We start from the raw sequence: 21,450 nt of genomic DNA, 5'->3' as shown, positions 1-21,450 counted from the left end.
GTGGAAAACGACGCGCGACGCACCGGACCGGAGGCCCAGTGCCTAGGAAATTCCTGAAACCCGGACGGCTATAATCCCGGGACTGTTTTTGGTGGTGCTATGCAATCTTCTTCTTCGACCAATCCGCCTGCCACGCCGCCCGAAGGCCCGAAAAAGCCTCGGCGCTCGTGGTTTTCGCGGCTGCTTTTAGGTTTTCTCGTCAGCGTGTTCGCGCTCTTCGTCTGTGCCGGACTGGTGCTCGGCTACGCGCTCGTCGTCGCGATGCCGAACCTGCCATCGCTCGATGCGTTGACCGACTATCGCCCGAAGGTGCCGCTGCGCATCTACACGGCGGATCACGTGCTGATCGGCGAATTCGGCGAGGAACGGCGCAGCGTCGTGCGCATTCAGGACGTGCCGGATCGCCTGAAGAAAGCGGTGCTCGCCATCGAGGACGCGCGTTTCTATGACCACGGCGGCGTCGATGTGATGGGCATCGTGCGGGCGGGATCCGTCGCGCTGTCGAACGGCCACGCATCGCAGGGCGCGAGCACGATCACCATGCAGGTCGCGCGCAATTTCTTTTTGTCGAGCGAAAAGACCTACACGCGCAAGATTTACGAGATGCTGCTCGCGTACAAGATCGAACGCGCGCTGACGAAAGATCAGATTCTCGAGGTGTACATGAATCAGATCTATCTCGGGCAGCGCGCGTACGGTTTCGCGAGCGCGGCGCGCGTGTATTTCGGCAAGGACCTGAAGGACATTTCGCTCGCGGAAGCCGCGATGCTCGCCGGTCTGCCGAAAGCGCCGTCGGCGTATAACCCGGTCGTGAATCCGAAACGCGCGAAGGTTCGGCAGGAGTACATTCTTCAGCGCATGCGCGAGCTGAACTTCATCACGCAGGAAGAGTACGAGCAGGCGGTGAAGCAGCCGCTCATCGTGAAGGGACAAGGGCGCGAGTTCAGCGTCCACGCGGAGTACGTCGCGGAAATGGTGCGGCAGATGATGTACGCGCAATATCGCGAGGAAGCGTACACGCGCGGCCTGAACGTCGTGACGACGATCGATTCCGCCGATCAGGACACCGCCTATCACGCGCTGCGCAAAGGGCTGATGGACTACGAACGGCGTCACGGCTATCGCGGGCCGGAGGGTTTCATCGACCTGCCCAAGGACCCGGACGACCGCGAGCAGGCCATCGACGACGCGCTCGCCGAGCATCCCGATAACGGCGAGATCGTCGCGGCGGTGGTCACGTCGGCGAGCCCGAAGGAAGTGAAGGCGAGCTTCATCGACGGGAACGTGGCCACGATCAGCGGCAGCGACTTGCGTTTCGTCGCGAACGCGCTGTCGGCGCGCGCGCAGCCGAACCAGCGCATTCGTCCCGGCGCGATCGTGCGCCTCGCCAAGAACGACGACGGCGACTGGACCATCACGCAACTGCCGCAAGTCGAGGGCGCGCTCATTTCGATCGTGCCGCAGGACGGTGCGATCCGCGCGCTCGTCGGCGGGTTCGACTTCAACAAGAACAAGTTCAATCACGTCACGCAGGCGTGGCGTCAGCCGGGTTCGAGCTTCAAGCCGTTCATCTATTCGGCGTCGCTCGAAAAGGGCTTGTCGCCGGCCACGATCATCAACGACGGACCGCTCTTCTTCAGCGCAGCCGAAACCGGCGGGCAGGCGTGGGAACCGAAGAACTACGGCGGCGGCTTCGACGGCCCGATGACCATGCGCACCGCGCTGCAGAAGTCGAAGAACATGGTGTCGATCCGCATTCTGAACACCATCGGCACCAAGTACGCACAGCAGTACATCACGCGTTTCGGGTTCGATGCGGACCGTCATCCCGCCTATCTGCCGATGGCGCTCGGCGCGGGTCTCGTCACGCCGCTGCAAATGGCGGCGGGCTACGCGGTGTTCGCAAACGGCGGCTATCGCGTGAATCCGTATCTGATCGCCGATATCACCGATCCGCGCGGCGCCGTGGTGTCGCATCCGCAGCCGCTCGTCGCGCAGGAAAGCGCGCCGCTCGCTATCACGCCGCGCAATGCGTTCGTGATGAACAGCCTGCTGCAGAGCGTCGCGCAGCACGGCACGGCCGCGAAGACGAATCAGCTGAAGCGCGGCGACCTCGCCGGCAAGACCGGCACGACGAACGATTCCCGCGACGCCTGGTTCGCAGGCTATCAGCGTTCGCTCGTGGCGATTGCGTGGATCGGCTACGACAATCCGCGCAGCCTCGGCGACCGCGAAACCGGCGGCGGTCTCGCGCTGCCCGTCTGGATGGAGTACATGAGCCGCGCGCTGCAAGGCGTGCCCGAATACAAGCCGATGATGCCGCCCGACATCAAACCGCTCGGCGGCGAGCTTTACTACGACGACATGACGCCGGGCCACGGCTTCGTCGCGACGATCGGCGTGAGTCAGGCGCCGCCGCAGGAAGGCGGCGTGTCGGGCGTGACCGCGCCGACGCCGGATGTCGGCGAGCAGGAAAAGCAGGACATCATGAATCTGTTCAAGGGCCAGTGACCCTTCTCGACCTCACGAGCCGGTCACGCTGAAAAGCGGATCGGCTCGCCTGCCTGCTCGGTCGAATACTTGCTCAGCGTGGCGAAGAACTCGCTGTCGTCGCGGGTGTCGCGCCATTGGCCGTCGACGTATTTGTAGTGGAATCCGCCCGCTTTCGCCGCGAGCCAGATTTCGTGCTTCGGCGGCTGCAAGTTGACGATCACCTTCGTGCGATTTTCGAATTCCAGCGTCAGGACATTGCCGCTTCGCTCGAATTCGATATCGGCTTCGGCCGCGTCGACATCGCGCTCGATCGCGGTCAGCACGGCCTCTGCCAACGTCAGGTATTCCTGGTCTGTCATGCTAAACTCCATCGATTCTATGTACAGGGACGGTCATGCGAGTTGTTTTCAGGATGAGCGCGATTGTAGCGGCTGTCAGCGTTTGCGCCGCGGCCACGGTCACGCTCGGCGGTTGTGGGCAACGCGGTCCGCTTTATCTGCCCGTCGTGCCTCCCGTGCCGCAACGCCCTGACAATCTGCAGGATACGCCGCCTTCCGATGTGACTCCGAGCGACGAAACCGCATCGCGCGCACGTTCGGCCCGCGCTGAATCGGGCGCATCCGGCGACATTCCCGACACCTCCGGCGAACCGCTTTCGCTCGCGCCGGAGACGGATCTGAAATCGGCACCCGCCGCACCGAAAGCGGCCTCGTCCGCCGACTGACGGCACGCATCCAGCGCCATTCGGCGCGTTCCCGCTTCCACTCCACGCACGCATACGCATGAGTGATTCCGCTTTCCATTATGTCGATGGCGTGCTGCACGCCGAAGGCGTTTCCGCCGCGTCGCTCGCGCAGCAGTTCGGCACGCCGCTCTATGTCTATTCCCGCGATGCGCTGACGCGCGCCTATCGCGCTTACGCCGATGCCTGCGCGAACCGCCGCGCGAGCATTCACGTGGCGGTGAAGGCGAACAGCAATCTCGCCGTGCTTAACGTGTTCGCGCGTCTGGGCGCGGGCTTCGATATCGTGTCGTCGGGCGAACTCGCGCGCGTGCTCGCCGCGGGCGGCAAGGCGGCGAACACGGTGTTCTCGGGCGTCGGCAAGACGGCGGCCGAAATGCGCGAAGCGCTCGAAGCCGGCGTCAAGTGCTTCAACGTCGAATCGATTCCCGAACTGCACGCGCTGAACGAAGTGGCGATGTCGCTCGGCAAGCGCGCGCCGGTTTCGCTGCGCGTGAATCCGGACGTCGACGCGAAGACGCATCCGTATATTTCCACGGGCCTCAAGTCGAACAAGTTCGGCGTGGCGTTCAGCGACGCGCGCGCGACCTACCGCGCCGCGCACGCGATGCCGAATCTCGACGTGGTCGGCATCGACTGTCATATCGGCTCGCAGATCACCGAGATCAGCCCGTATCTGGACGCGCTCGACAAGCTGCTCGAACTCGTCGAGCAGATCGAAGCGGACGGCATGAGCATTCGTCATGTGGATGTCGGCGGCGGTCTCGGCATCACGTACGACGACGAAACGCCGCCCGATATCGGCGATTTCGTGCGCACGCTGCTCGCGCATGTCGAGAAGCGCGGCCACGGTCAGCGCGAAGTGTATTTCGAGCCGGGGCGATCGCTCGTCGGCAATGCGGGCGTGCTGCTCACGCAAGTCGAATATCTGAAGCCGGGCGAGGAAAAGAACTTCGCTATCGTCGATGCCGCCATGAACGATCTCGCGCGTCCCGCGATGTACGAGGCGTTTCATCGCATCGTGCCGGTCGTGAAGCGCGATGCAGCCGCGCACCGATACGACGTCGTCGGTCCCGTCTGCGAAAGCGGCGACTGGCTCGGGCGCGACCGCGATCTGGCCGTCGAGCCTGGCGATCTGCTCGCCATCTGCTCAGCCGGCGCGTATGGCTTCGTGATGAGCTCGAACTACAACACGCGTCCGCGCGCCGCCGAAGTCATGGTGGACGGCGACCGCGTGCACGTCGTGCGCGAGCGCGAAACGGTCCCGCAGTTGTTTGCCGGGGAATCGGTTCTGCCGGACTGAAGCTTCCTGTGCTTCAATGAAAAAGCGATGCCGAGGCATCGCTTTTTTCATGCGCGCCGCCGCGCCGCTCGCGTTCGAAGCCACGCGATCAAACGCCAGCCGAGCAACGCGATCACGATCGCGCCGTAGATCTTCGGCAATTCGAAGTCGTGCTTGCCCGCCTTCATCCACCAGAAATGGAGGATGGCGAGCACGGCGATCAGATAAATCGTGCGATGCAGCGTCTGCCAGCGCCGGCCGAGCTTTCGCACCATCGCTTTCGGCGACGTGACCGCGAGCGGAATCAGCAGCACGAACGCCGCGAAGCCCACCGTGATGAACGGCCGCTTGCCGATGTCCTTCAGCATTTCGGCCACGTCGAACCACTTGTCGAACCAGATGTACGTCGTGAAATGCAGCACGGCGAAGAAGAACGCGTACAGCCCGATCATGCGTCGAAAGCGCAGCAGCGCGGTCACGCCGGTGAGGCGTCGCGCCGGCGTGATGGCGAGCGTGATGCAGAGATACACGAGCGTCCAGAGCCCGGTCGAGCGCGTGAGGAATTCGATCGGGTTCGCGCCGAGCCCCGATGTCATCCCGAGCACGATAATGCGCGCGAGCGGATACAACATCGCGATGAAGACGGCCACCTTGGCGGGCGCGATCCAGTTGCGCGTCTGCGGCGCGGCGGCGGAGGCGGATGCGCGCTTGATGTCGGATGCGGTCGGCATGATCAGAAGTTTTTCTTGAGGTCCATGCCCTGATAGAGCGACGCGACCTGATCGCCGTATCCGTTGAAGATCAGCGTCTTGCGCTTGGGCGTGAAGAATCCGTCCTCGCCGATACGCCGCTCCGTCGCCTGACTCCAGCGCGGATGATCCACGTTCGGATTCACGTTCGAATAGAAGCCGTATTCGTTCGGCGCGTACGTGTTCCAGCTCGTCGGCGGCTGCTTTTCGACGAAGCGGATCTTCACCAGCGACTTCGCGCTCTTGAAGCCGTATTTCCACGGCACGATGACGCGCACCGGCGCGCCGTTCTGATTCGGCAGCACTTCGCCGTACAGGCCGACGGTCAGCAGCGTGAGCGGATTCATCGCTTCGTCCATGCGCAGGCCTTCGGAATACGGCCAGTCGAGAATCGGCGTCGAAAGGCCCGGCATCTGCGACGGATCGGCCAGGCTGATGAACTGCACGTACTTCGCGTTGCCCGTCGGCTCGGCGCGCTTGATCAGCTCCGACAGCGAGACGCCGATCCACGGAATCACCATCGACCAGCCTTCGACGCAGCGCAGCCGGTAGACGCGCTCCTCGAGCGGCGCGAGCTTCAGAATCTCGTCGATGTCGTACACCTTCGGATTCTTGATCGCGCCTTCGACCGACACCTTCCACGGACGCGGACGCAGCGTGCCCGCGTGCTGCGCGGGATCGCTCTTGTCGGTGCCGAACTCGTAGAAGTTGTTGTACGTGGTGATGTCCTTGAGCGACGTCGGCTTATCCAACGCGACGAACGCCGGGTTGGTCTTGGCGGCGAGCTTCTGGCCCTTTGCATCGGGCGATGTCAGCGTCGCGTGGGCGAGACCGCTCGCGCCGGCGAGTCCCGTGGCGGCGAGCGCGCCCATCGAGCGCAGCACGCGCCGGCGGTTCTCGAACACGTGCCGCGGCGTGATTTCGCTGCTGTCGATATCGTCGCCGTAAAGCGCGCCATTACGTTTAATCCACATGAGCACGACTCCCTTTGCAAACACGGTCATAGGGCAAACAGCACGACACGCGCCCGTATTCCACGTTAGAACGAAAAAAAACCGCCAGCGTGACGCATGGCGGTTTTTCTCTTCGATGCAGCCGGATCAGAGCTTGCCGTAACTGTGCAAGCCCGACAGAAACATGTTGACGCCGAGAAACGCGAACGTCGTCACGATGAGGCCCGTCAGCGCCCACCATGCCGCCGCCGCGCCGCGCAAGCCTTTCATCAGCCGCATGTGCAGCCACGCCGCGTAGTTCAGCCAGACGATCAGCGCCCACGTTTCCTTCGGATCCCAGCTCCAGTAGCCGCCCCACGCTTCCGCCGCCCACAACGCGCCCAAAATGGTGGCGATGGTGAAGAACGCGAAGCCGACGGCGATCGACTTGTACATGACGTCGTCGAGCACTTCGAGCGACGGCAGGCGGTCCGCGAACACGCCGCGCTGCTTCGCGAGATACGCGACGGAAACCATCGCCGAGAGCGCGAAGCTGCCGTAGCCGATGAAGTTCGCCGGCACGTGGATCTTCATCCACCAGCTTTGCAGCGCGGGCACGAGCGGCTGGATCTGCTGTGCGTCGCGGGCGATCGAATACCACATCAGGAAACCGACCGCCGCGCTGATCACGAGCAGCACGAACGCGCCCATCTGACGCGTCGCGTAATGCTGCTCGTAGTACAGGTAGAACAGCGACGTGATCAGGCAGAACAGCACGAACACTTCATACAGGTTCGAAATCGGAATATGGCCGACGTCGCTGCCGATCATGTACGACTCGTACCAGCGCACCATCAGACCGGTGAAGCCCATCAGCACGGCCACCCACGTCATGCGCGAACCGATCGCGCCGCCTGTCTGCGAACGCGTCAGGAGGCCGATCCAGTAGAACAGCGTCGCGAGGATGAAAAGCGCGCTCATCCACAGAATCGCGGACTGGCTCGACAGGAAGTACTTGAGGAAGAAATTGGTGTCCGCGCGCGCGAGGTCGTGCTGATAAAGCTGAATCGACGACAACGCCAGCACCGCGATCATCGCGATCAGCAGGCGCACCGGCTTCCAGCGCCAGCCGAGCACGACGAACGTCGGCACGGCGCCGATCAGCACGGCCATGTCGTACACGTCCATGTACGCGTGATAGCGGTTGAGCGCGAAGCCCGCGCCCGCGACCATCGCGAGGGCGAACAGCCAGTCGAGTGCGCCGAGCCTGCGGAAGAACGGACGATCGTCGAACACGGCGACATCGGGAAGGCTCGATGCCGGACGTTCCGTCTTGGCGGAGGCGTGGGAGGAAGTCTGTGTGAGGTCCATGATCTTACCGTGATGAAACTTCCGGGCTGGCAGCCTCGGATTGCGATTGCGGCGACGCGGCGACGTTCGCGCCCGGTGCGGCCGGATCGAGCCGCGACGCGCCGAGCGCCGCCGCCACTGCGGCTCGGGTGCGCTCGAACTCCTTTTCGAAGTCGAGCGTGCGGCGCGCGGTGGACATCGCCATCAGCACGCTCGCGCCGCCTTGTCCTGACTCTTTGAGCCAGAACCAGAGCCGGCGTTCGCGCACGTAGAACATCGCGAAGATGCCGATGACCAGCAGAAGGCTGCCAAGATACACCACTTTTTTACCCGGCGCGCGCGTCAACTGGAATACCGAAGCTTGCACCTGCTTGAAGGTGTCCAGTTGCAGAAAGACGGGAGAACCGTACAGAAAACTGTCTGAAAGCGCGTTGATCGACGCTTGTACGAATGCGGTGTTTTTCTCGTCGATCTTCGCGGCGGGCAGGCCGTTCTGCTCGCGCGAAATCTGCCACACGTCCCACATCGCGCCTTCGAGCATGCGCATCAGGAGGGCCGCCGCTTTTTCCTGCTCGCCCTTCGGCACCGAGTGGTCGATGAACCCCGCGATGCTCTGGAAGCCGCCAATGGTCTGCGGATTCGCCGCCGCCGCGCCGGTTTCATCGGCGCCGGCGAAGAGATTCAGCACGCGGATCGCGCTTTCTTCCAGATGCTTCTGCAACTCGGCGTTCGCCTGCGGCACGGAACGCAGCGCGAAACGATGCGCGGCTTCCGCGCGCGTCGCGGGCGTCGCGAGCGCGGCACGCAAATCCATCCACTGCTTGACGGAGCCTTGCTCGTCGGCGGGAATGCGCAGATAGCGAAACGGATCGTTCGGGCTTACGCGCATGCCGGCGAGAAACATTCGCTGACCGCCGACATCCACCGGCAGCATGTAGTTGCTGTATTCGCGCGCCTGGCCGTCCGTGCCGCGCACCTTGTATTGCACCGACGGGCCGACGTTGCGCAGATCGGTCGGTTTCGAGGTCTTCGCGCCGGAGCCGAGCCGTTCGTCGAACGCATCGCGCAGCGTCTCCTTCTTGCCGACACCGCGCGCGTCCGGCGTGCCGCTGCCATCGGTCATGTTCTCGACGTTGATCGCGCGAAAATCCGTGAATTCGACGGTTTCGCCCTTCGCGCCCACGAACTGCGCGCCGATGGGCGCGGTGCCGCCGATCGTCCCGTTGACCGGCGCGGTCTTCGCGCTGGCGCCGGCCATCGGCCAGGCGGTCATTTCCAGCTTCGAGCCGCCGTCCTGAAAGCTCGATTGATAGATCGACACGCCGTCGTACGTGAACGGCTTGTTCACTTCGACGCGCGCCGGAATGCGCTTGCCCGTCTTGTGATCGATCACGACGATATCGCTCGCGAAGAGCTTCGGCATGCCGGTCGAGTAGTAATCGACGATGAATTTGTCGAGCTGGATCGAGAACGGCAGGTCCTGAATGATCGAACCGGCCGGCTGATTCAGAATGGCCGTGCCGACGTACTGCCCTTCCGGCACCCACGCATAGCCGCGAAACGTCGGGTTCGACGTGGAAAGGCGATGCTCGGGAGGAATGTCGTTGATGACGGCGTTCGTGTTGATCGGCGTCTTGTTGAAGAGCCACATTTGCAGCTTGATCGGCAGATTGCTGTCCAGCAGCCCGCCGATGCAGATGACGACGATTGCCAGATGCGCCGAGATATAGCCGATCTTCGTGAGCGCGCCGCGCTTGCCCGCGATCAGCGTCGCGCCGGTGTCCGTTTCGCGGCGGATGAAGCGGTAGCCCATCTTCGCGCTAAGGCGCTCCAGCGTCGCGGCCGTCTGCGCGCGATCCGCCGCGACCGCGAACTCGCCCTTGTGATGGAACGCGCGCAGGCTGCCTTCGTGCACGCGATCCTTCCAGCTCTTGATGTCCGCGATCATTTTCGGGCCATTGCGCACGACGCACAGCGACACCGAAATCACGAGGAAGATCAGGATCAGCATGAACCACCACGCGCTATACACGGTGTAGAGGCTCAGGCCGCGGAAGATGTCCGCCCAGAACGGGCCGAACTGATTGACGTAGTTGGGATACGGGTCTTCCTGCGTGAGCACCGTCCCGATGATGCTTGCAATCGCCAGCACGACCAGCAAGGCGATGGCGAAGCGCATCGAACTCACGAGCTCGACGAAATGCCTGACGGCGCGGCGGCTCGACTTCGACTGCATACCCGATGTGGTGACGCTCATTCAAACTCCGGCTGACAGCAAAAAAGGGTGGAGACGCCAACGGTCTGACCGACCGACGTCCCACCCTTTTCTTGTTTTCGCGCCTGCCTCTGCGGGCCGGCTTCGTATCGTAGTATGGGCGATTCCCCGCTTTCTCGCTTCTTCGCCGGGAACCGCTGGACGCTGCGTGCTACGTTTAATGCAATCCGGCGATGTAATCCGCGACCGCTTTCATCTCGGCATCGTTCAGGCGCGAAGAGATGGCGTGCATCGGTTCGCTGTTGTTGCGCGTGCCTTGCGCGAATGCGTTCAGTTGCGCGACGGTGTAGTCGCTCCACTGCCCCGACAGCCTCGGATACTGCACCGGAATACCCAGCCCCGTTGCGCCGTGACACGCCGCGCACGCCGGCACGCCCTTGTCCGCAATGCCGCCGCGATACACCTTCTGCCCCAGCGCGACGGTGTTCTTGTCGCGCGCATAGTTGGGCTTGGCCTGCTGCGACGCGAAATACGCCGCGACGTTCACCATGTCCTGATCCGACAACGCGCTCGCAATGCCCGCCATGATCGGATTGTTGCGCGCCGGAGCTTTTGCGCCGGGCTGCGTTCTGTAATCCTTCAGTTGCTTGACGATGTATTCCGCGTGCTGCCCCGCGAGCTTCGGAAACGCGGCGCCGGCGCTGTTGCCGTCCGCCGCATGGCACGCGGCGCAGACTTGCGTGGCGATGGCCTGCCCTCTCGCCACATCCGGCTTGGCCGGCTGCGCGGGCTCTGCCGCATTCGCCGATATCGCGAGTCCGCCAAGACCCGCACCTAAACCCGCACTCAAACCGAAAGCCGCCGCTGCCTTGAGCACCACCAGAGACCTGTACAGTCGGTTCATTCGCGTACCCTGTTTTTCGTCTTGTGAGAATGTGAGGTTCTGCAAAAAACGACGGCAACCGGACATGCCGCAAGATACCCGAACGAAAGGGCGCGAAAAGATGCCCCGAAAACTGTCTCGCTCCTTGATGGGTGACGCCTGCGGCCTTGGGTCTTACGCCCTGCGGGATCTTTAAAAAACCGTCGTATTGTACAATAACCCGCTACACGCAAAGACGCCAGTCGGGGCATGCCCAGTATTTGCCGGGGTTCTCAAGGCTTCAGTCATCGCCTCTTTCACGATCGCCCGCCAATGTCATTTCTGCTCCATCAATCTCGCTTCTTCACCACGGTCAATCATCTGCGCGACCTTCCGCCGACTCCGCAACCCGAAATCGCGTTTGCGGGACGCTCGAACGCGGGCAAGTCGACGGCGATCAACATCCTTTGCAATCAGAAGCGGCTCGCGTTCGCCAGTAAGACGCCGGGCCGCACGCAGCACATCAATTACTTTTCCGTCGGGCCGAAGGATGCGCCCGTCGCGCACCTCGTCGATCTTCCCGGCTACGGCTACGCCGAAGTGCCGGGCGCGGCGAAGGCGCACTGGCAGCAGTTGCTGTCGACCTATCTGCAAAGCCGCGCGCAGTTGCGCGGCATGATCCTGATGATGGACTCGCGCCGTCCGCTGACGGAACTCGATCGCATCATGATCGACTGGTTCGCGCCCACCGGCAAACCGATCCACGCGCTCCTCACGAAATGCGACAAATTGACGCGACAGGAGATGACCAACGCCCTTCGCGCCACGCAGAAAGCGTTTGGCGAATACAAGGCGGCGGGGTATCGCGGTGAGTTGAGCGTGCAGCTCTTTTCGGCGCTCAAGCGCACGGGTCTCGACGAAGCGCACGAACTGATCGAAAGCTGGCTGATGCCCGAGCAAGCGGCATCGGAAGGCGCTGCCGAGTAGGAATCCCCGGCAACGCGGATGCAGGCGGGCATAAAAAAACCCGCCGCATGACGGCGGGTCAATCGCCTTATCGAATTTCGACAGGCACCCGCTCAGGGAGGAGAAGCGGGGAGCGCGGCGCAAGCGCGTTGCTCGATCGGTATGATATACCATTGTCTCAAAACGTTTTCGAGACGCGGGCCGCCTTGTCCTGTATGGCTTTGAGCGCTCGGAGCAACGTTTCGGTCCCCCTTCGAAGCACATCCAATCGAGTCACGTCATGAGTTTCTATCCCCATCATCGTCCGCGCCGCATGCGCCGCGATGACTTCTCGCGCCGCATGATGCGCGAAAACATCCTCACCACGAACGACCTGATCTACCCGGTTTTCATCGTCGAAGGCACGAATGTGCGTCAATCGGTGCCGTCGATGCCCGGCGTCGAGCGCACGTCCGTGGATCTGCTGATGAAGGTCGCGGAGCAATGCGTCGAACTCGGCGTGCCGGTGATGTCGCTGTTTCCCGCGATCGAACCGTCGCTGAAGACGCCCGATGGCCGCGAGGCAACGAATCCCGAAGGTCTGATTCCGCGCGCCGTGCGCGAGCTGAAGAAGAACTTCCCGACGCTCGGCGTGCTGACCGACGTCGCGCTCGATCCGTACACGAGCCACGGCCAGGACGGCGTGCTCGACGAAGAAGGCTACGTGAAGAACGACGAAACCAGCGAGATTCTCGTCGATCAGGCGCGCACGCAGGCCGAAGCGGGCGTGGATATCGTCGCGCCGTCGGACATGATGGACGGCCGCATCGGCGCGATCCGCGAAATGCTGGAGAGCGACGGCCACATCCATACGCGCATCATGGCGTACGCGGCCAAGTACGCGTCGGCGTTCTACGGCCCGTTCCGCGACGCGGTCGGCTCGGCGGCGAATCTCGGCAAGGGCAACAAGATGACGTATCAGATGGACCCGTCGAATTCCGACGAAGCCATGCGCGAAGTGCGCATGGACATCGAGGAAGGCGCGGACATGGTGATGGTCAAGCCGGGCATGCCGTACCTGGACATCGTGCGGCGCGTGAAGGACGAGTTCCGCTTTCCGACGTACGCGTATCAGGTCAGCGGCGAATACGCGATGATCAAGGCCGCCGTGCAGAACGGCTGGCTCGATCACGACAAGGCAATGATGGAAGCGTTGCTCGCGTTCAAGCGCGCGGGCGCGGACGGCGTGTTGACGTACTTCGCGCTGGATGCTGCACGGATTCTGCGGGCGTCGAAGTAAGCGTTCTTAGTCGTGTCGATGAAAAAAGGGCGATGCTTCGCGGCATCGCCCTTTTTTCATCCGTTCGAAGGACCGAGCTTGTCGAGGCTTTTCAGGAACCTGTCCGCCGATTCATAGCCGACCACGCGCGCCACTTCGTTGCCCTGGGCATCGAAGAAAATGATGCCCGGCGGGCCGAACAGCCTGAAACGCTTGAGGAGCAATTGATCGTCGGCGTTGTTCGCGGTGACGTCCGCGCGCAGCAAATTCAGTTGCGCGAGACGCGCTTGCACCCGGGCATCGGAGAACGTCAGGCTCTCCATTTCCTTGCAGGAGACGCACCAGTCGGCGTAGAAGTCGAGCATCGCGGGACGCGCGGCAGCTTTGACCGCCGAATCCAGTTCCGACGATGACCGCACCGGCGCGAAGACCGGCCCCGGCTTCTGCGCGGCCACCGCCGACGACGCGCCATCGCGCAACGCCAGCACCGCGAGCGGGCGAAGCGGATCGGTCGAGCCCGCCGCCAGACCGACGAGCAGCGTCGCGGCCCAGACGGCGAATGCCGCGCCGATTCCGCGCGAGAGGCGCTTCCACACGTTGGACGGCGCGGCCGTGTCCGACGCGAACAAGCCGAGCGATGCAGCCGCGATCAGCAGCCACAGCGCGGCGAGCAGCATCCGCGCGGCGCCGCCTATCACCGGCCAGACGATCCACAGCGCCGCTGCGAGCAGCACGACGCCGAAGAACACTTTGACGCCGTCCATCCAGGCGCCGGCGCGCGGGAGAATCGCGCCCGCACCCAGGCCGATGACGAGCAGCGGCACGCCGAGCCCGATGCCCATCGCGAAGAGCGCTGCCCCGCCGAGCACGGCATCGCCCGTATGCGCGATGAACGCGAGCACCGCGAAGAGCGGCGCGGTCATGCACGCGCCCACGACGAGCGCGGACAGCGCGCCCATCACGGCGACAGCGGCGAACTTGCCGCCCGTGCGCTTCTGCGACGCTTCGTTCACGCTGCTCTGCCACCGCTCGGGCAACGCGATATCGATTCCCGAAATGAGCGCGACGGCGAAAGCCGCCAGCAACACGCCGAATGCGCCGAGCACCCACGGGTTTTGCAGCCACGCGCCGAGACTCTGCCCGACCAGCGCGGCGGCCACGCCGAGCGCGGTATAGACGAGCGCCATGCCGACGACGTAGCACGCGGACAGCGCGAATCCGCGAGAGCGCGTCGCGCGTGCGCCTTCGCCGACGATGATCGCGGACAGGATCGGGATCATCGGGTAGGAGCACGGCAAGAGACTGAGCACCATGCCCGCGACGAAATACAGCCCGACGACCGCGAAGAATCTGCCGCCCTGGAGCATCGACTGCGCGTAGTCCGCGCTCGTTGCGCGTTCGAACCACGACTGCGAGTCATCCGCCGCCGCCGTCGATCGCAACGCGCCCGCCCCCTGCAGCGCCGCGCCTTTCACGCGATAAACGCGCTCCATCGGCGGATAGCAAATGCCCTTTTCCGCGCAGCCCTGCGACGTCACCGCGAGTTCGAACGGCCCTTTCGCCTGCGCCACGGGAATACGAATCACGAGTTCGCCGCGATACGTCTCGACGTCCTTGTTGAACGTCTGGTCGAAGTGGACTTTGCCGGCAGGCAATTGCGCCGCGCCGATGCTCGCGTCGCCGCTCTTGACCGCGAACGCGAATCGCTCGCGGTACATGTAGTAGCCGTCTGCGATCTTGTATCGCACGTCCACTTCCCCCGGCTGTTCGGATGCGCTGAACTTGAACGCGACGGCCGGGTCGAGAAAGTCGTCGTCCGCGCGCGCGATGCCTGCAACGGCGCAGAACATCATCAACAGGACGAACGCGCCGAACACGCGGCGCGCGGCGGTACTGAAAAGCTCAAACATGAAGAGGACGCTGCGTTTCTGCGTTGACCCACTGTCCGTATCCCGGCGACGCTTCCGCCTGCCAGACGAGGACTTCGGGCGTTTCATAGGGATGCCGCGCTTCGACGAAGCGCTGCAATTCTTCGCTGCGTGCGACGCTCGTCTTCAGCAGCAACTGCACTTCTTCCGACGATTCGAGCGCGCCCTTCCAGTGATACTGCGACTCGACCGCGCCGAGCCGGGTCACGCACGCCGCGAGCCGCGCTTCGAGGATCGCCTGCGCGAGCGCCGTCGCCGATTCGGCATCGGGCAGCGTCGTCATCATCAGAATAACGGGGACGTTCACGTACGGCTCCAGGAAAGCGGACTACGGCTGATATCGTAGCATTCGCGACCGGCGCCCACCTTTTGGCGCTAACCGCTGCGAACGCGGCCGCGAAAAACAAAAAGGCCAAGCAGAGCTTGGCCTTTTGCTTACTACTTACCGAACTTATTCAGCTTCCTGAACTTCTTCGGTCTCTTCAACTTCCGGGCGATCCATCAGTTGAACCAGCGCCATCGGAGCGTTGTCGCCGACGCGGAAGCCGAACTTCAGGATGCTCAGGTAGCCACCCGGACGGTTCGCGTACCGCGGGCCGAGAACGTCGAACAGTTTCGCGACGGAATCGCGATCGCGCAGGCGGTTGAACGCGAGGCGGCGGTTTGCCAGCGACGGCTTCTTGCCGAGCGTGATCAGCGGCTCGACGACCTTGCGCAGTTCCTTGGCCTTCGGCAGCGTCGTCTTGATGACTTCGTGCTCGATCAGCGAGTTCGACATATTACGGAGCATTGCCAGACGGTGGCTGCTCGTGCGGTTCAGTTTCCGCAGACCATGCTTATGACGCATTTTCAGTTCCTTTAACGAGTTTTGATCCAGCTCTTCTATTGCGCTTTGCTGCGAAACAGCGGCGCACGGGCCGGTCGAAGAAAAAGCAAGACGCGGATTTTAAAGCAAAATCCGCGTCTTTGCCAGTTACAGCGTGACCGCGCTTAACGGTCGACTTACTTGTCCAACCCTGCCGGCGGCCAGTTCTCGAGCTTCATGCCGAGCGTCAGGCCACGCGAAGCCAACACTTCCTTGATCTCGTTCAGCGACTTGCGACCAAGGTTCGGCGTCTTCAGCAGCTCGTTTTCCGTGCGCTGGATCAGGTCGCCGATGTAGTAGATGTTCTCGGCCTTCAGGCAGTTCGCGGAACGAACCGTGAGTTCGAGATCGTCCACCGGACGCAGCAGGATCGGATCGATCTGCGGCGCACGCGACGGCGCTTCCGCTGCGGCTTCCGTGCCTTCCAGGGCTGCGAACACCGACAGTTGATCGACCAGAATGCGCGCCGATTGACGGATCGCTTCTTCCGGCGAAATCACACCGTTGGTTTCGATGTTCATCACGAGCTTGTCGAGGTCGGTACGCTGTTCAACACGCGCGCTTTCCACGGCGTAGCTCACGCGACGCACCGGCGAGAACGACGCGTCCAGCACGATACGGCCGATGATCTTCGCCGACTCTTCGCCGTAGCGACGCACGTTGCCGGGCACGTAACCACGGCCCTTCTCGATCTTGATCTGAACGTCGAGCTTGCCGCCCTTCGACAGGTGAGCAATCACGTGATCCGGGTTGATGACCTCGCAATCGTGCGCGAGTTCGATATCGCCGGCCGTGACCACGCCTTCGCCTTCCTTGCGCAGCGTCACCGTGACTTCGTCGCGGTTGTGCAGCTTGAAGACGACACCCTTCAGGTTCAACAGCAGGTTGACCACATCCTCTTGCACACCATCGAGCGTCGAGTATTCGTGCACGACGCCTGCGATCGTCACTTCGGTCGGCGCATAGCCCACCATCGACGACAGCAGCACGCGCCGGAGCGCGTTACCCAAGGTGTGGCCATAGCCGCGTTCGAACGGCTCCATAACCACTTTCGCGTGGCTTTCACCAAGCGATTCAACTGCAATGATCTTGGGCTTCAACAAACTGGTTTGCATAGGTTTTCCTTTTCAATACCCTCGGCTCGTTACACCGATAAGGCTGACCGGTAACAACCTGAAAATTAAACAGCCGAGGATGCCCATTTGCCACGAGCAATCGGGCTCCCCGGCTGCTAATCCGATTACCGCGCGATTAACGCGAATACAATTCGACGATCAGGCTTTCGTTGATGTCGCCAGCGATATCGCTGCGCTCCGGCATCGACTTGAACGTTCCTTCGAACTTCTTCGCATCGACCGACACCCAGCTCGGCATTCCGCCTTGCTCGGCCAGCGAGAGCGCCTCGACGATACGAGCTTGCTTGCGCGACTGCTCGCGAACGGAGACGACGTCGCCCGACTTGACTTGCATCGACGGGATGTTGGTCACTTGACCGTTCACCATGATCGACTTGTGGCTCACGAGCTGACGTGCTTCAGCGCGCGTCGAGCCGAAGCCCATGCGATACACGACGTTGTCGAGACGCGACTCGAGCAATTGCAGCAGGTTTTCGCCCGTCGGGCCCTTGCGGCGGTCGGCTTCAGCGAAGTAGCGGCGGAACTGACGTTCCAGCACGCCGTAGATACGCTTCACTTTCTGCTTTTCGCGCAACTGGGTGCCGTAGTCGGACGTACGTGCGCCCGAGGTGCGGCCATGTTGACCGGGCTTGCTGTCGAGCTTGCACTTGTCGGCGAGCGAACGGCGTGCGCTCTTCAGGAACAGATCGGTGCCTTCACGGCGGGACAGCTTGGCTTTAGGACCGGTATAGCGTGCCACGTTAAATCCTTGATAATTGATCACGCGAGCTTTCGTTCGCGCTAGTCCGAACCCCTTTGGGTCGAACGGTGGGCTTAGTCAAATTCATCACGCACGAAACCCGCCGATACTCACGCATCAGCAGGAACATGCGGTTGCGTCGTCGCGTTAGATGCGGCGGCGCTTCGGCGGACGGCAGCCGTTGTGCGGGACCGGCGTCACGTCGGAGATCGCGGTGATCTTGATGCCAAGACCATGCAGCGCGCGTACCGCCGATTCACGGCCAGGACCGGGGCCCTTGATCCGCACTTCGAGGTTCTTCACGCCGTATTCCATTGCCACGCGGCCAGCCGACTCGGCTGCGACCTGAGCTGCAAACGGCGTCGACTTACGCGAGCCCTTGAAGCCCTGACCACCCGAGGTCGCCCATGCCAGCGCGTTACCTTGACGGTCGGTGATCGTGATAATGGTGTTGTTGAACGACGCGTGAACGTGAACCACGCCCTCGGCGACGTTCTTCTTGACCTTCTTGCGAACGCGTTGCGCCGCGGAGTTGTTCGAAGCCTTAGCCATTACGTTTTCCTGTAACTGTCAGTTCCGCTTACTTCTTCAGCGATTGCGCTGCACGACGCGGACCCTTGCGAGTACGGGCGTTGGTGCGCGTACGCTGGCCACGCAGGGGTAGGCCCTTGCGATGACGCATGCCGCGGTAGCAACCCAAGTCCATCAGGCGCTTGATGTTCATCGTCACTTCACGGCGCAGGTCGCCTTCGACGATGAACTTGCCCACTTCGTCACGCAGCTTTTCGAGGTCTGCGTCGGTGAGGTCCTTGACCTTCTTCGAAAATTCCACACCAGCAGCGGTGCAAATGCCGCGGGAACGCGTGCGTCCGATGCCGAAGATTGCCGTCAGGCCGATCTCGGTATGCTGGTGATTCGGGATGTTAACCCCTGCGATACGAGCCATTGTTTTTCCTCAAACAAAAAGCGCAAGCAAAAGCGCGGCGTTCAGCCTTGACGCTGTTTGTGGCGCGGATCAGAGCTGCAAATCACGCGCACAACGCCCTTGCGCTTGATGATCTTGCAATTGCGGCAAATGCGCTTAACCGATGCCATCACTTTCATGATATTACCCTTTTTTCAAATCACTTCGCCCGGAACACGATCCGTGCACGAGACAGATCGTAAGGCGTCAATTCAACCGTAACCTTGTCGCCTGGCAGGATGCGGATGTAGTGCATCCGCATCTTTCCAGAAATGTGTCCCAGGACGACATGGCCATTTTCCAACTTCACCCGGAAAGTAGCGTTGGGGAGGTTTTCGATGACCTCGCCCTGCATCTGGATTACATCGTCTTTGGCCATGGTCCTTAATTAACGCATCGGGACGTTGCCGCCCTTGAAGTTTGCCTTCTTGAGCAGCGATTCATATTGTTGCGACATAACGTACGACTGCACCTGAGCCATGAAGTCCATCGTGACGACGACAATGATCAGCAGCGACGTTCCACCAAAATAAAACGGCACGTTCCAGCGCAACACCAAGAACTCAGGCAACAGGCACACGAACACAATGTAGATCGCACCGGCCAGCGTCAAACGCGTGAGGATGCGGTCGATATACCGTGCAGTCTGATCGCCCGGACGGATACCCGGAACGAAAGCACCGCTCTTCTTCAAGTTGTCGGCGGTTTCCCGGCTGTTGAACACCAGTGCGGTGTAGAAGAAGCAGAAGAAAACAATCGCCAACGCATACAGCAGCACGTACACGGGCTGACCGGGCTTGATGGCCTCGGCCACGTTGTGCAGCGTGTTCGCGAACCAGCCGGTACGCGACCCCGAACTGAACCAGTTCAGGATGGTTGCCGGGAAGAGGATGATCGACGACGCGAAGATCGGCGGAATCACACCCGACATATTCAACTTCAGCGGCAGATGAGACGACTGTCCGCCGTAAATCTTGTTACCGACCTGGCGCTTCGCATAGTTCACGAGGATCTTGCGCTGACCGCGTTCGATGAACACGACCAGATACGTGACCGCCGCGATCAGCACGACGATGATGATCGCCGAGATGATGCTCATCGAACCGGTGCGGACAAGCTCGAACAAACCGCCGATCGCGTTCGGGAAGCCCGCCGCGATACCACCGAAGATGATGATCGAGATGCCGTTGCCGAGACCGCGCTCCGTGATCTGCTCACCCAGCCACATCAGGAACATCGTGCCCGTCACCAGCGTGACGACCGTCGTCAGCCGGAACACCATGCCGGGATCCAGCACCAGAGCGGGCTGGTTCTCCAGCGCCACCGCGATACCGAACGCCTGGAAGGTCGCGAGCACCACGGTGAAGATACGCGTGTACTGCGTGATCTTCCGTTGCCCCGCCTGCCCTTCCTTCTTCAGCGCCTCCATCTGCGGCGATACGATCGACAGCAACTGCATGATGATCGACGCCGAAATGTAGGGCATGATGCCCAGTGCAAAGATCGTGAATCGCGACAGCGCGCCACCCGAGAACATGTTGAACATGCCAAGGATGCCGCCCGACTGGCTCTGGAACAGCTTGGCCAGTTGATCCGGATCGATGCCGGGAACCGGAATGTGCGCACCAATGCGGTAGACGATCAACGCCAGCAGCAGGAACACTGCACGCCGACGCAGATCGCCGAATTTCGCCGCGCTTCGACCGGGTTTTGCGAGACTCGGGCTGTTAGCCAAGAACCTTCTCCGATGCTAGTGCTAGTAACGGCTAAAGCGCGTTACTCGGCGAACGAGCCGCCAGCGGCTTCGATTGCCTCACGGGCGCCCTTCGTTGCCGTCAGACCCTTCACCGTGACCTTGCGGGTGATCTCGCCGGTCTTGATGATCTTCGCGCTCTTGATGAGCTCGCCGACCAGACCCGCTTGCTTCAGCGCCAGCAGATCGATTTCGTCGACCGGCAGCTTTTCCAGATCGGCGAGGCGCACTTCACCGACGAATTCCTTCGTCAGCGAGGTGAAGCCACGCTTCGGCAGGCGACGCTGCAGCGGCATCTGACCGCCTTCGAAGCCAACCTTGTGGAAGCCGCCCGAACGCGATTTCTGACCCTTGTGGCCGCGGCCCGCGGTCTTGCCGAGGCCCGAACCGATGCCGCGACCGACGCGACGCTTAGCGTGCTTCGCGCCTTCCGCCGGCTTCAGGTTATTCAATTCCATGTTCAACTCCTTGGATCCGTGGGTCGGCCGCTTAGCCGATGACCTTAACGAGGTACGAAACCTTGTTGATCATCCCGCGCACAGCCGGCGTGTCCTGCAGCTCGCTAACCGAGTTGAGGCGGCGCAGGCCGAGGCCACGCACCGTTGCACGGTGCGATTCGCGAGTCCCGATCAGGCTCTTCACGAGCTGAACCTTGACAGTTTTCTCAGACATGATGACCTCGAGGCTTAGCCCAAAATATCTTCGACGGACTTGCCGCGCTTCGCCGCGATGTCGCTCGGGGTCGATTGCTTGCGCAGACCGTCGAGCGTTGCACGAACGAGGTTGTACGGGTTCGTCGAGCCGTGGCTCTTGGCCACCACGTTCTGCACGCCCATCACGTCGAACACTGCGCGCATCGGGCCACCAGCGATCACGCCCGTACCGTCCTTCGCCGGAGCGAGGAGAACAGCGGAAGCGCCATGCTTGCCGTGCACTTCGTGTTGCAACGTACCGTTCTTGAGCGGCACCTTGAACATGTTGCGGCGGGCTTGTTCCATTGCCTTCTGAACGGCAACCGGAACTTCCTTCGCCTTGCCCTTGCCCATGCCGACGCGGCCATCGCCGTCGCCAACCACGGTCAGTGCGGCGAAGCCGAGAATCCGGCCACCCTTCACGACCTTGGTCACGCGGTTGACCGAAATCATCTTTTCGCGCAGGCCGTCGTCGCGTTCGTCAGCCTGAACTTTCGCTTGCATCTTTGCCATGACGAATTCTT

The 21,450-nt window shown here is 62.1% G+C and carries 24 protein-coding genes; 5 read left to right on the top strand and 19 right to left on the bottom strand.

Annotated features, from left to right (window positions below; genetic code table 11):
* Window positions 1-99 precede the first annotated feature (99 nt).
* Window positions 100-2,511 (top strand): penicillin-binding protein 1A, encoded by a 2,412-nt coding sequence (locus tag AWB72_RS25045; RefSeq protein ID WP_040050450.1) that lies wholly within the window; start codon window positions 100-102, stop codon window positions 2,509-2,511.
* A 23-nt stretch (window positions 2,512-2,534) separates the two neighbouring features.
* Here the strand turns inward: AWB72_RS25045 and cyaY are convergent, their stop codons facing one another.
* Entirely contained in the window at window positions 2,535-2,852 is a 318-nt protein-coding gene (gene cyaY, locus AWB72_RS25040) for an iron donor protein CyaY (RefSeq protein ID WP_040050451.1), read from the bottom strand.
* A 35-nt stretch (window positions 2,853-2,887) separates the two neighbouring features.
* Here cyaY and lptM point away from each other — a divergent pair, with 35 nt between their 5' ends.
* Window positions 2,888-3,217, top strand: a complete 330-nt coding sequence (lptM, locus tag AWB72_RS25035; protein WP_040050452.1) for an LPS translocon maturation chaperone LptM — start codon at window positions 2,888-2,890, stop codon at window positions 3,215-3,217.
* A 58-nt stretch (window positions 3,218-3,275) separates the two neighbouring features.
* A complete protein-coding gene (gene lysA, locus AWB72_RS25030; RefSeq protein WP_040050453.1) occupies window positions 3,276-4,538 on the top strand; it encodes a diaminopimelate decarboxylase in 1,263 nt (420 codons plus the stop codon).
* Window positions 4,539-4,585: 47 nt separating this feature from the next.
* Here the strand turns inward: lysA and msrQ are convergent, their stop codons facing one another.
* From msrQ to AWB72_RS25005, 5 genes are all read right to left on the bottom strand, one after another.
* The gene (gene msrQ / locus AWB72_RS25025; RefSeq protein ID WP_040050454.1) at window positions 4,586-5,248 is read right to left on the bottom strand and encodes a protein-methionine-sulfoxide reductase heme-binding subunit MsrQ; all 663 of its coding nucleotides are present in this window, start codon (window positions 5,246-5,248) and stop codon (window positions 4,586-4,588) included.
* Between the two features lie 2 nt (window positions 5,249-5,250).
* Window positions 5,251-6,240 carry a protein-methionine-sulfoxide reductase catalytic subunit MsrP gene (gene msrP, locus AWB72_RS25020; protein ID WP_040050486.1) on the bottom strand — a complete coding sequence of 330 codons (990 nt, stop codon included), beginning with the start codon at window positions 6,238-6,240 and terminating at the stop codon, window positions 5,251-5,253.
* A gap of 126 nt (window positions 6,241-6,366) precedes the next feature.
* Window positions 6,367-7,569 (bottom strand): c-type cytochrome biogenesis protein CcsB, encoded by a 1,203-nt coding sequence (gene ccsB, locus AWB72_RS25015; RefSeq protein WP_040050455.1) that lies wholly within the window; start codon window positions 7,567-7,569, stop codon window positions 6,367-6,369.
* Between the two features lie 4 nt (window positions 7,570-7,573).
* Window positions 7,574-9,805: a cytochrome c biogenesis protein ResB gene (locus AWB72_RS25010; protein WP_040050456.1), complete on the bottom strand. Its 2,232-nt coding sequence runs from the start codon at window positions 9,803-9,805 to the stop codon at window positions 7,574-7,576.
* A 175-nt stretch (window positions 9,806-9,980) separates the two neighbouring features.
* Window positions 9,981-10,667 carry a c-type cytochrome gene (locus AWB72_RS25005; protein ID WP_040050457.1) on the bottom strand — a complete coding sequence of 229 codons (687 nt, stop codon included), beginning with the start codon at window positions 10,665-10,667 and terminating at the stop codon, window positions 9,981-9,983.
* A gap of 291 nt (window positions 10,668-10,958) precedes the next feature.
* Between AWB72_RS25005 and yihA the strand changes: the two genes are divergently transcribed.
* Together yihA and hemB are read left to right on the top strand one after the other, a co-directional pair.
* Window positions 10,959-11,612, top strand: coding sequence for a ribosome biogenesis GTP-binding protein YihA/YsxC (yihA, locus tag AWB72_RS25000; RefSeq protein ID WP_040050458.1), 654 nt, complete (start codon window positions 10,959-10,961; stop codon window positions 11,610-11,612).
* Window positions 11,613-11,871: 259 nt separating this feature from the next.
* Window positions 11,872-12,870: a porphobilinogen synthase gene (gene hemB / locus AWB72_RS24995; RefSeq protein WP_040050459.1), complete on the top strand. Its 999-nt coding sequence runs from the start codon at window positions 11,872-11,874 to the stop codon at window positions 12,868-12,870.
* A gap of 56 nt (window positions 12,871-12,926) precedes the next feature.
* Here the strand turns inward: hemB and dsbD are convergent, their stop codons facing one another.
* The 13 genes from dsbD to rpsE all read right to left on the bottom strand — a co-directional run bounded on the left by dsbD (window position 12,927) and on the right by rpsE (window position 21,439).
* Complete coding sequence (gene dsbD, locus AWB72_RS24990) at window positions 12,927-14,759, bottom strand: protein-disulfide reductase DsbD (RefSeq protein ID WP_040050460.1); 1,833 nt, start codon at window positions 14,757-14,759, stop codon at window positions 12,927-12,929.
* Window positions 14,752-15,084, bottom strand: coding sequence for a divalent-cation tolerance protein CutA (cutA, locus tag AWB72_RS24985; protein WP_040050461.1), 333 nt, complete (start codon window positions 15,082-15,084; stop codon window positions 14,752-14,754). The genes dsbD and cutA overlap by 8 nt, the downstream gene beginning before the upstream one ends.
* A gap of 144 nt (window positions 15,085-15,228) precedes the next feature.
* Entirely contained in the window at window positions 15,229-15,624 is a 396-nt protein-coding gene (gene rplQ / locus AWB72_RS24980; RefSeq protein WP_008344047.1) for a 50S ribosomal protein L17, read from the bottom strand.
* Window positions 15,625-15,779: 155 nt separating this feature from the next.
* Window positions 15,780-16,757, bottom strand: coding sequence for a DNA-directed RNA polymerase subunit alpha (locus AWB72_RS24975; protein ID WP_040050462.1), 978 nt, complete (start codon window positions 16,755-16,757; stop codon window positions 15,780-15,782).
* 136 nt (window positions 16,758-16,893) lie between these two features.
* The gene (gene rpsD, locus AWB72_RS24970) at window positions 16,894-17,517 is read right to left on the bottom strand and encodes a 30S ribosomal protein S4 (RefSeq protein WP_040050463.1); all 624 of its coding nucleotides are present in this window, start codon (window positions 17,515-17,517) and stop codon (window positions 16,894-16,896) included.
* A 147-nt stretch (window positions 17,518-17,664) separates the two neighbouring features.
* On the bottom strand, window positions 17,665-18,069 hold the full coding sequence (rpsK, locus tag AWB72_RS24965) for a 30S ribosomal protein S11 (protein WP_006052224.1): 405 nt from the start codon (window positions 18,067-18,069) through the stop codon (window positions 17,665-17,667).
* 28 nt (window positions 18,070-18,097) lie between these two features.
* Entirely contained in the window at window positions 18,098-18,463 is a 366-nt protein-coding gene (rpsM, locus tag AWB72_RS24960) for a 30S ribosomal protein S13 (RefSeq protein WP_008344037.1), read from the bottom strand.
* 41 nt (window positions 18,464-18,504) lie between these two features.
* The gene (gene rpmJ, locus AWB72_RS24955; protein ID WP_004199844.1) at window positions 18,505-18,621 is read right to left on the bottom strand and encodes a 50S ribosomal protein L36; all 117 of its coding nucleotides are present in this window, start codon (window positions 18,619-18,621) and stop codon (window positions 18,505-18,507) included.
* A gap of 20 nt (window positions 18,622-18,641) precedes the next feature.
* The gene (infA, locus tag AWB72_RS24950) at window positions 18,642-18,860 is read right to left on the bottom strand and encodes a translation initiation factor IF-1 (protein WP_004521905.1); all 219 of its coding nucleotides are present in this window, start codon (window positions 18,858-18,860) and stop codon (window positions 18,642-18,644) included.
* A gap of 9 nt (window positions 18,861-18,869) precedes the next feature.
* Window positions 18,870-20,216 (bottom strand): preprotein translocase subunit SecY, encoded by a 1,347-nt coding sequence (secY, locus tag AWB72_RS24945; RefSeq protein ID WP_040050464.1) that lies wholly within the window; start codon window positions 20,214-20,216, stop codon window positions 18,870-18,872.
* A gap of 41 nt (window positions 20,217-20,257) precedes the next feature.
* Window positions 20,258-20,692, bottom strand: a complete 435-nt coding sequence (gene rplO / locus AWB72_RS24940) for a 50S ribosomal protein L15 (protein ID WP_008343934.1) — start codon at window positions 20,690-20,692, stop codon at window positions 20,258-20,260.
* A gap of 31 nt (window positions 20,693-20,723) precedes the next feature.
* A complete protein-coding gene (gene rpmD, locus AWB72_RS24935; RefSeq protein ID WP_004202755.1) occupies window positions 20,724-20,906 on the bottom strand; it encodes a 50S ribosomal protein L30 in 183 nt (60 codons plus the stop codon).
* Between the two features lie 14 nt (window positions 20,907-20,920).
* Window positions 20,921-21,439, bottom strand: a complete 519-nt coding sequence (gene rpsE / locus AWB72_RS24930) for a 30S ribosomal protein S5 (protein WP_016346467.1) — start codon at window positions 21,437-21,439, stop codon at window positions 20,921-20,923.
* Window positions 21,440-21,450 lie beyond the last annotated feature (11 nt).

Origin of the sequence: Caballeronia concitans (genome assembly GCF_001544615.1) — a bacterium.
Taxonomy (GTDB): domain Bacteria; phylum Pseudomonadota; class Gammaproteobacteria; order Burkholderiales; family Burkholderiaceae; genus Caballeronia; species Caballeronia concitans.
The sequence above is the reverse complement of the archived record's forward strand: the minus strand, read 5'-3'. Positions and strand labels throughout refer to the sequence as shown.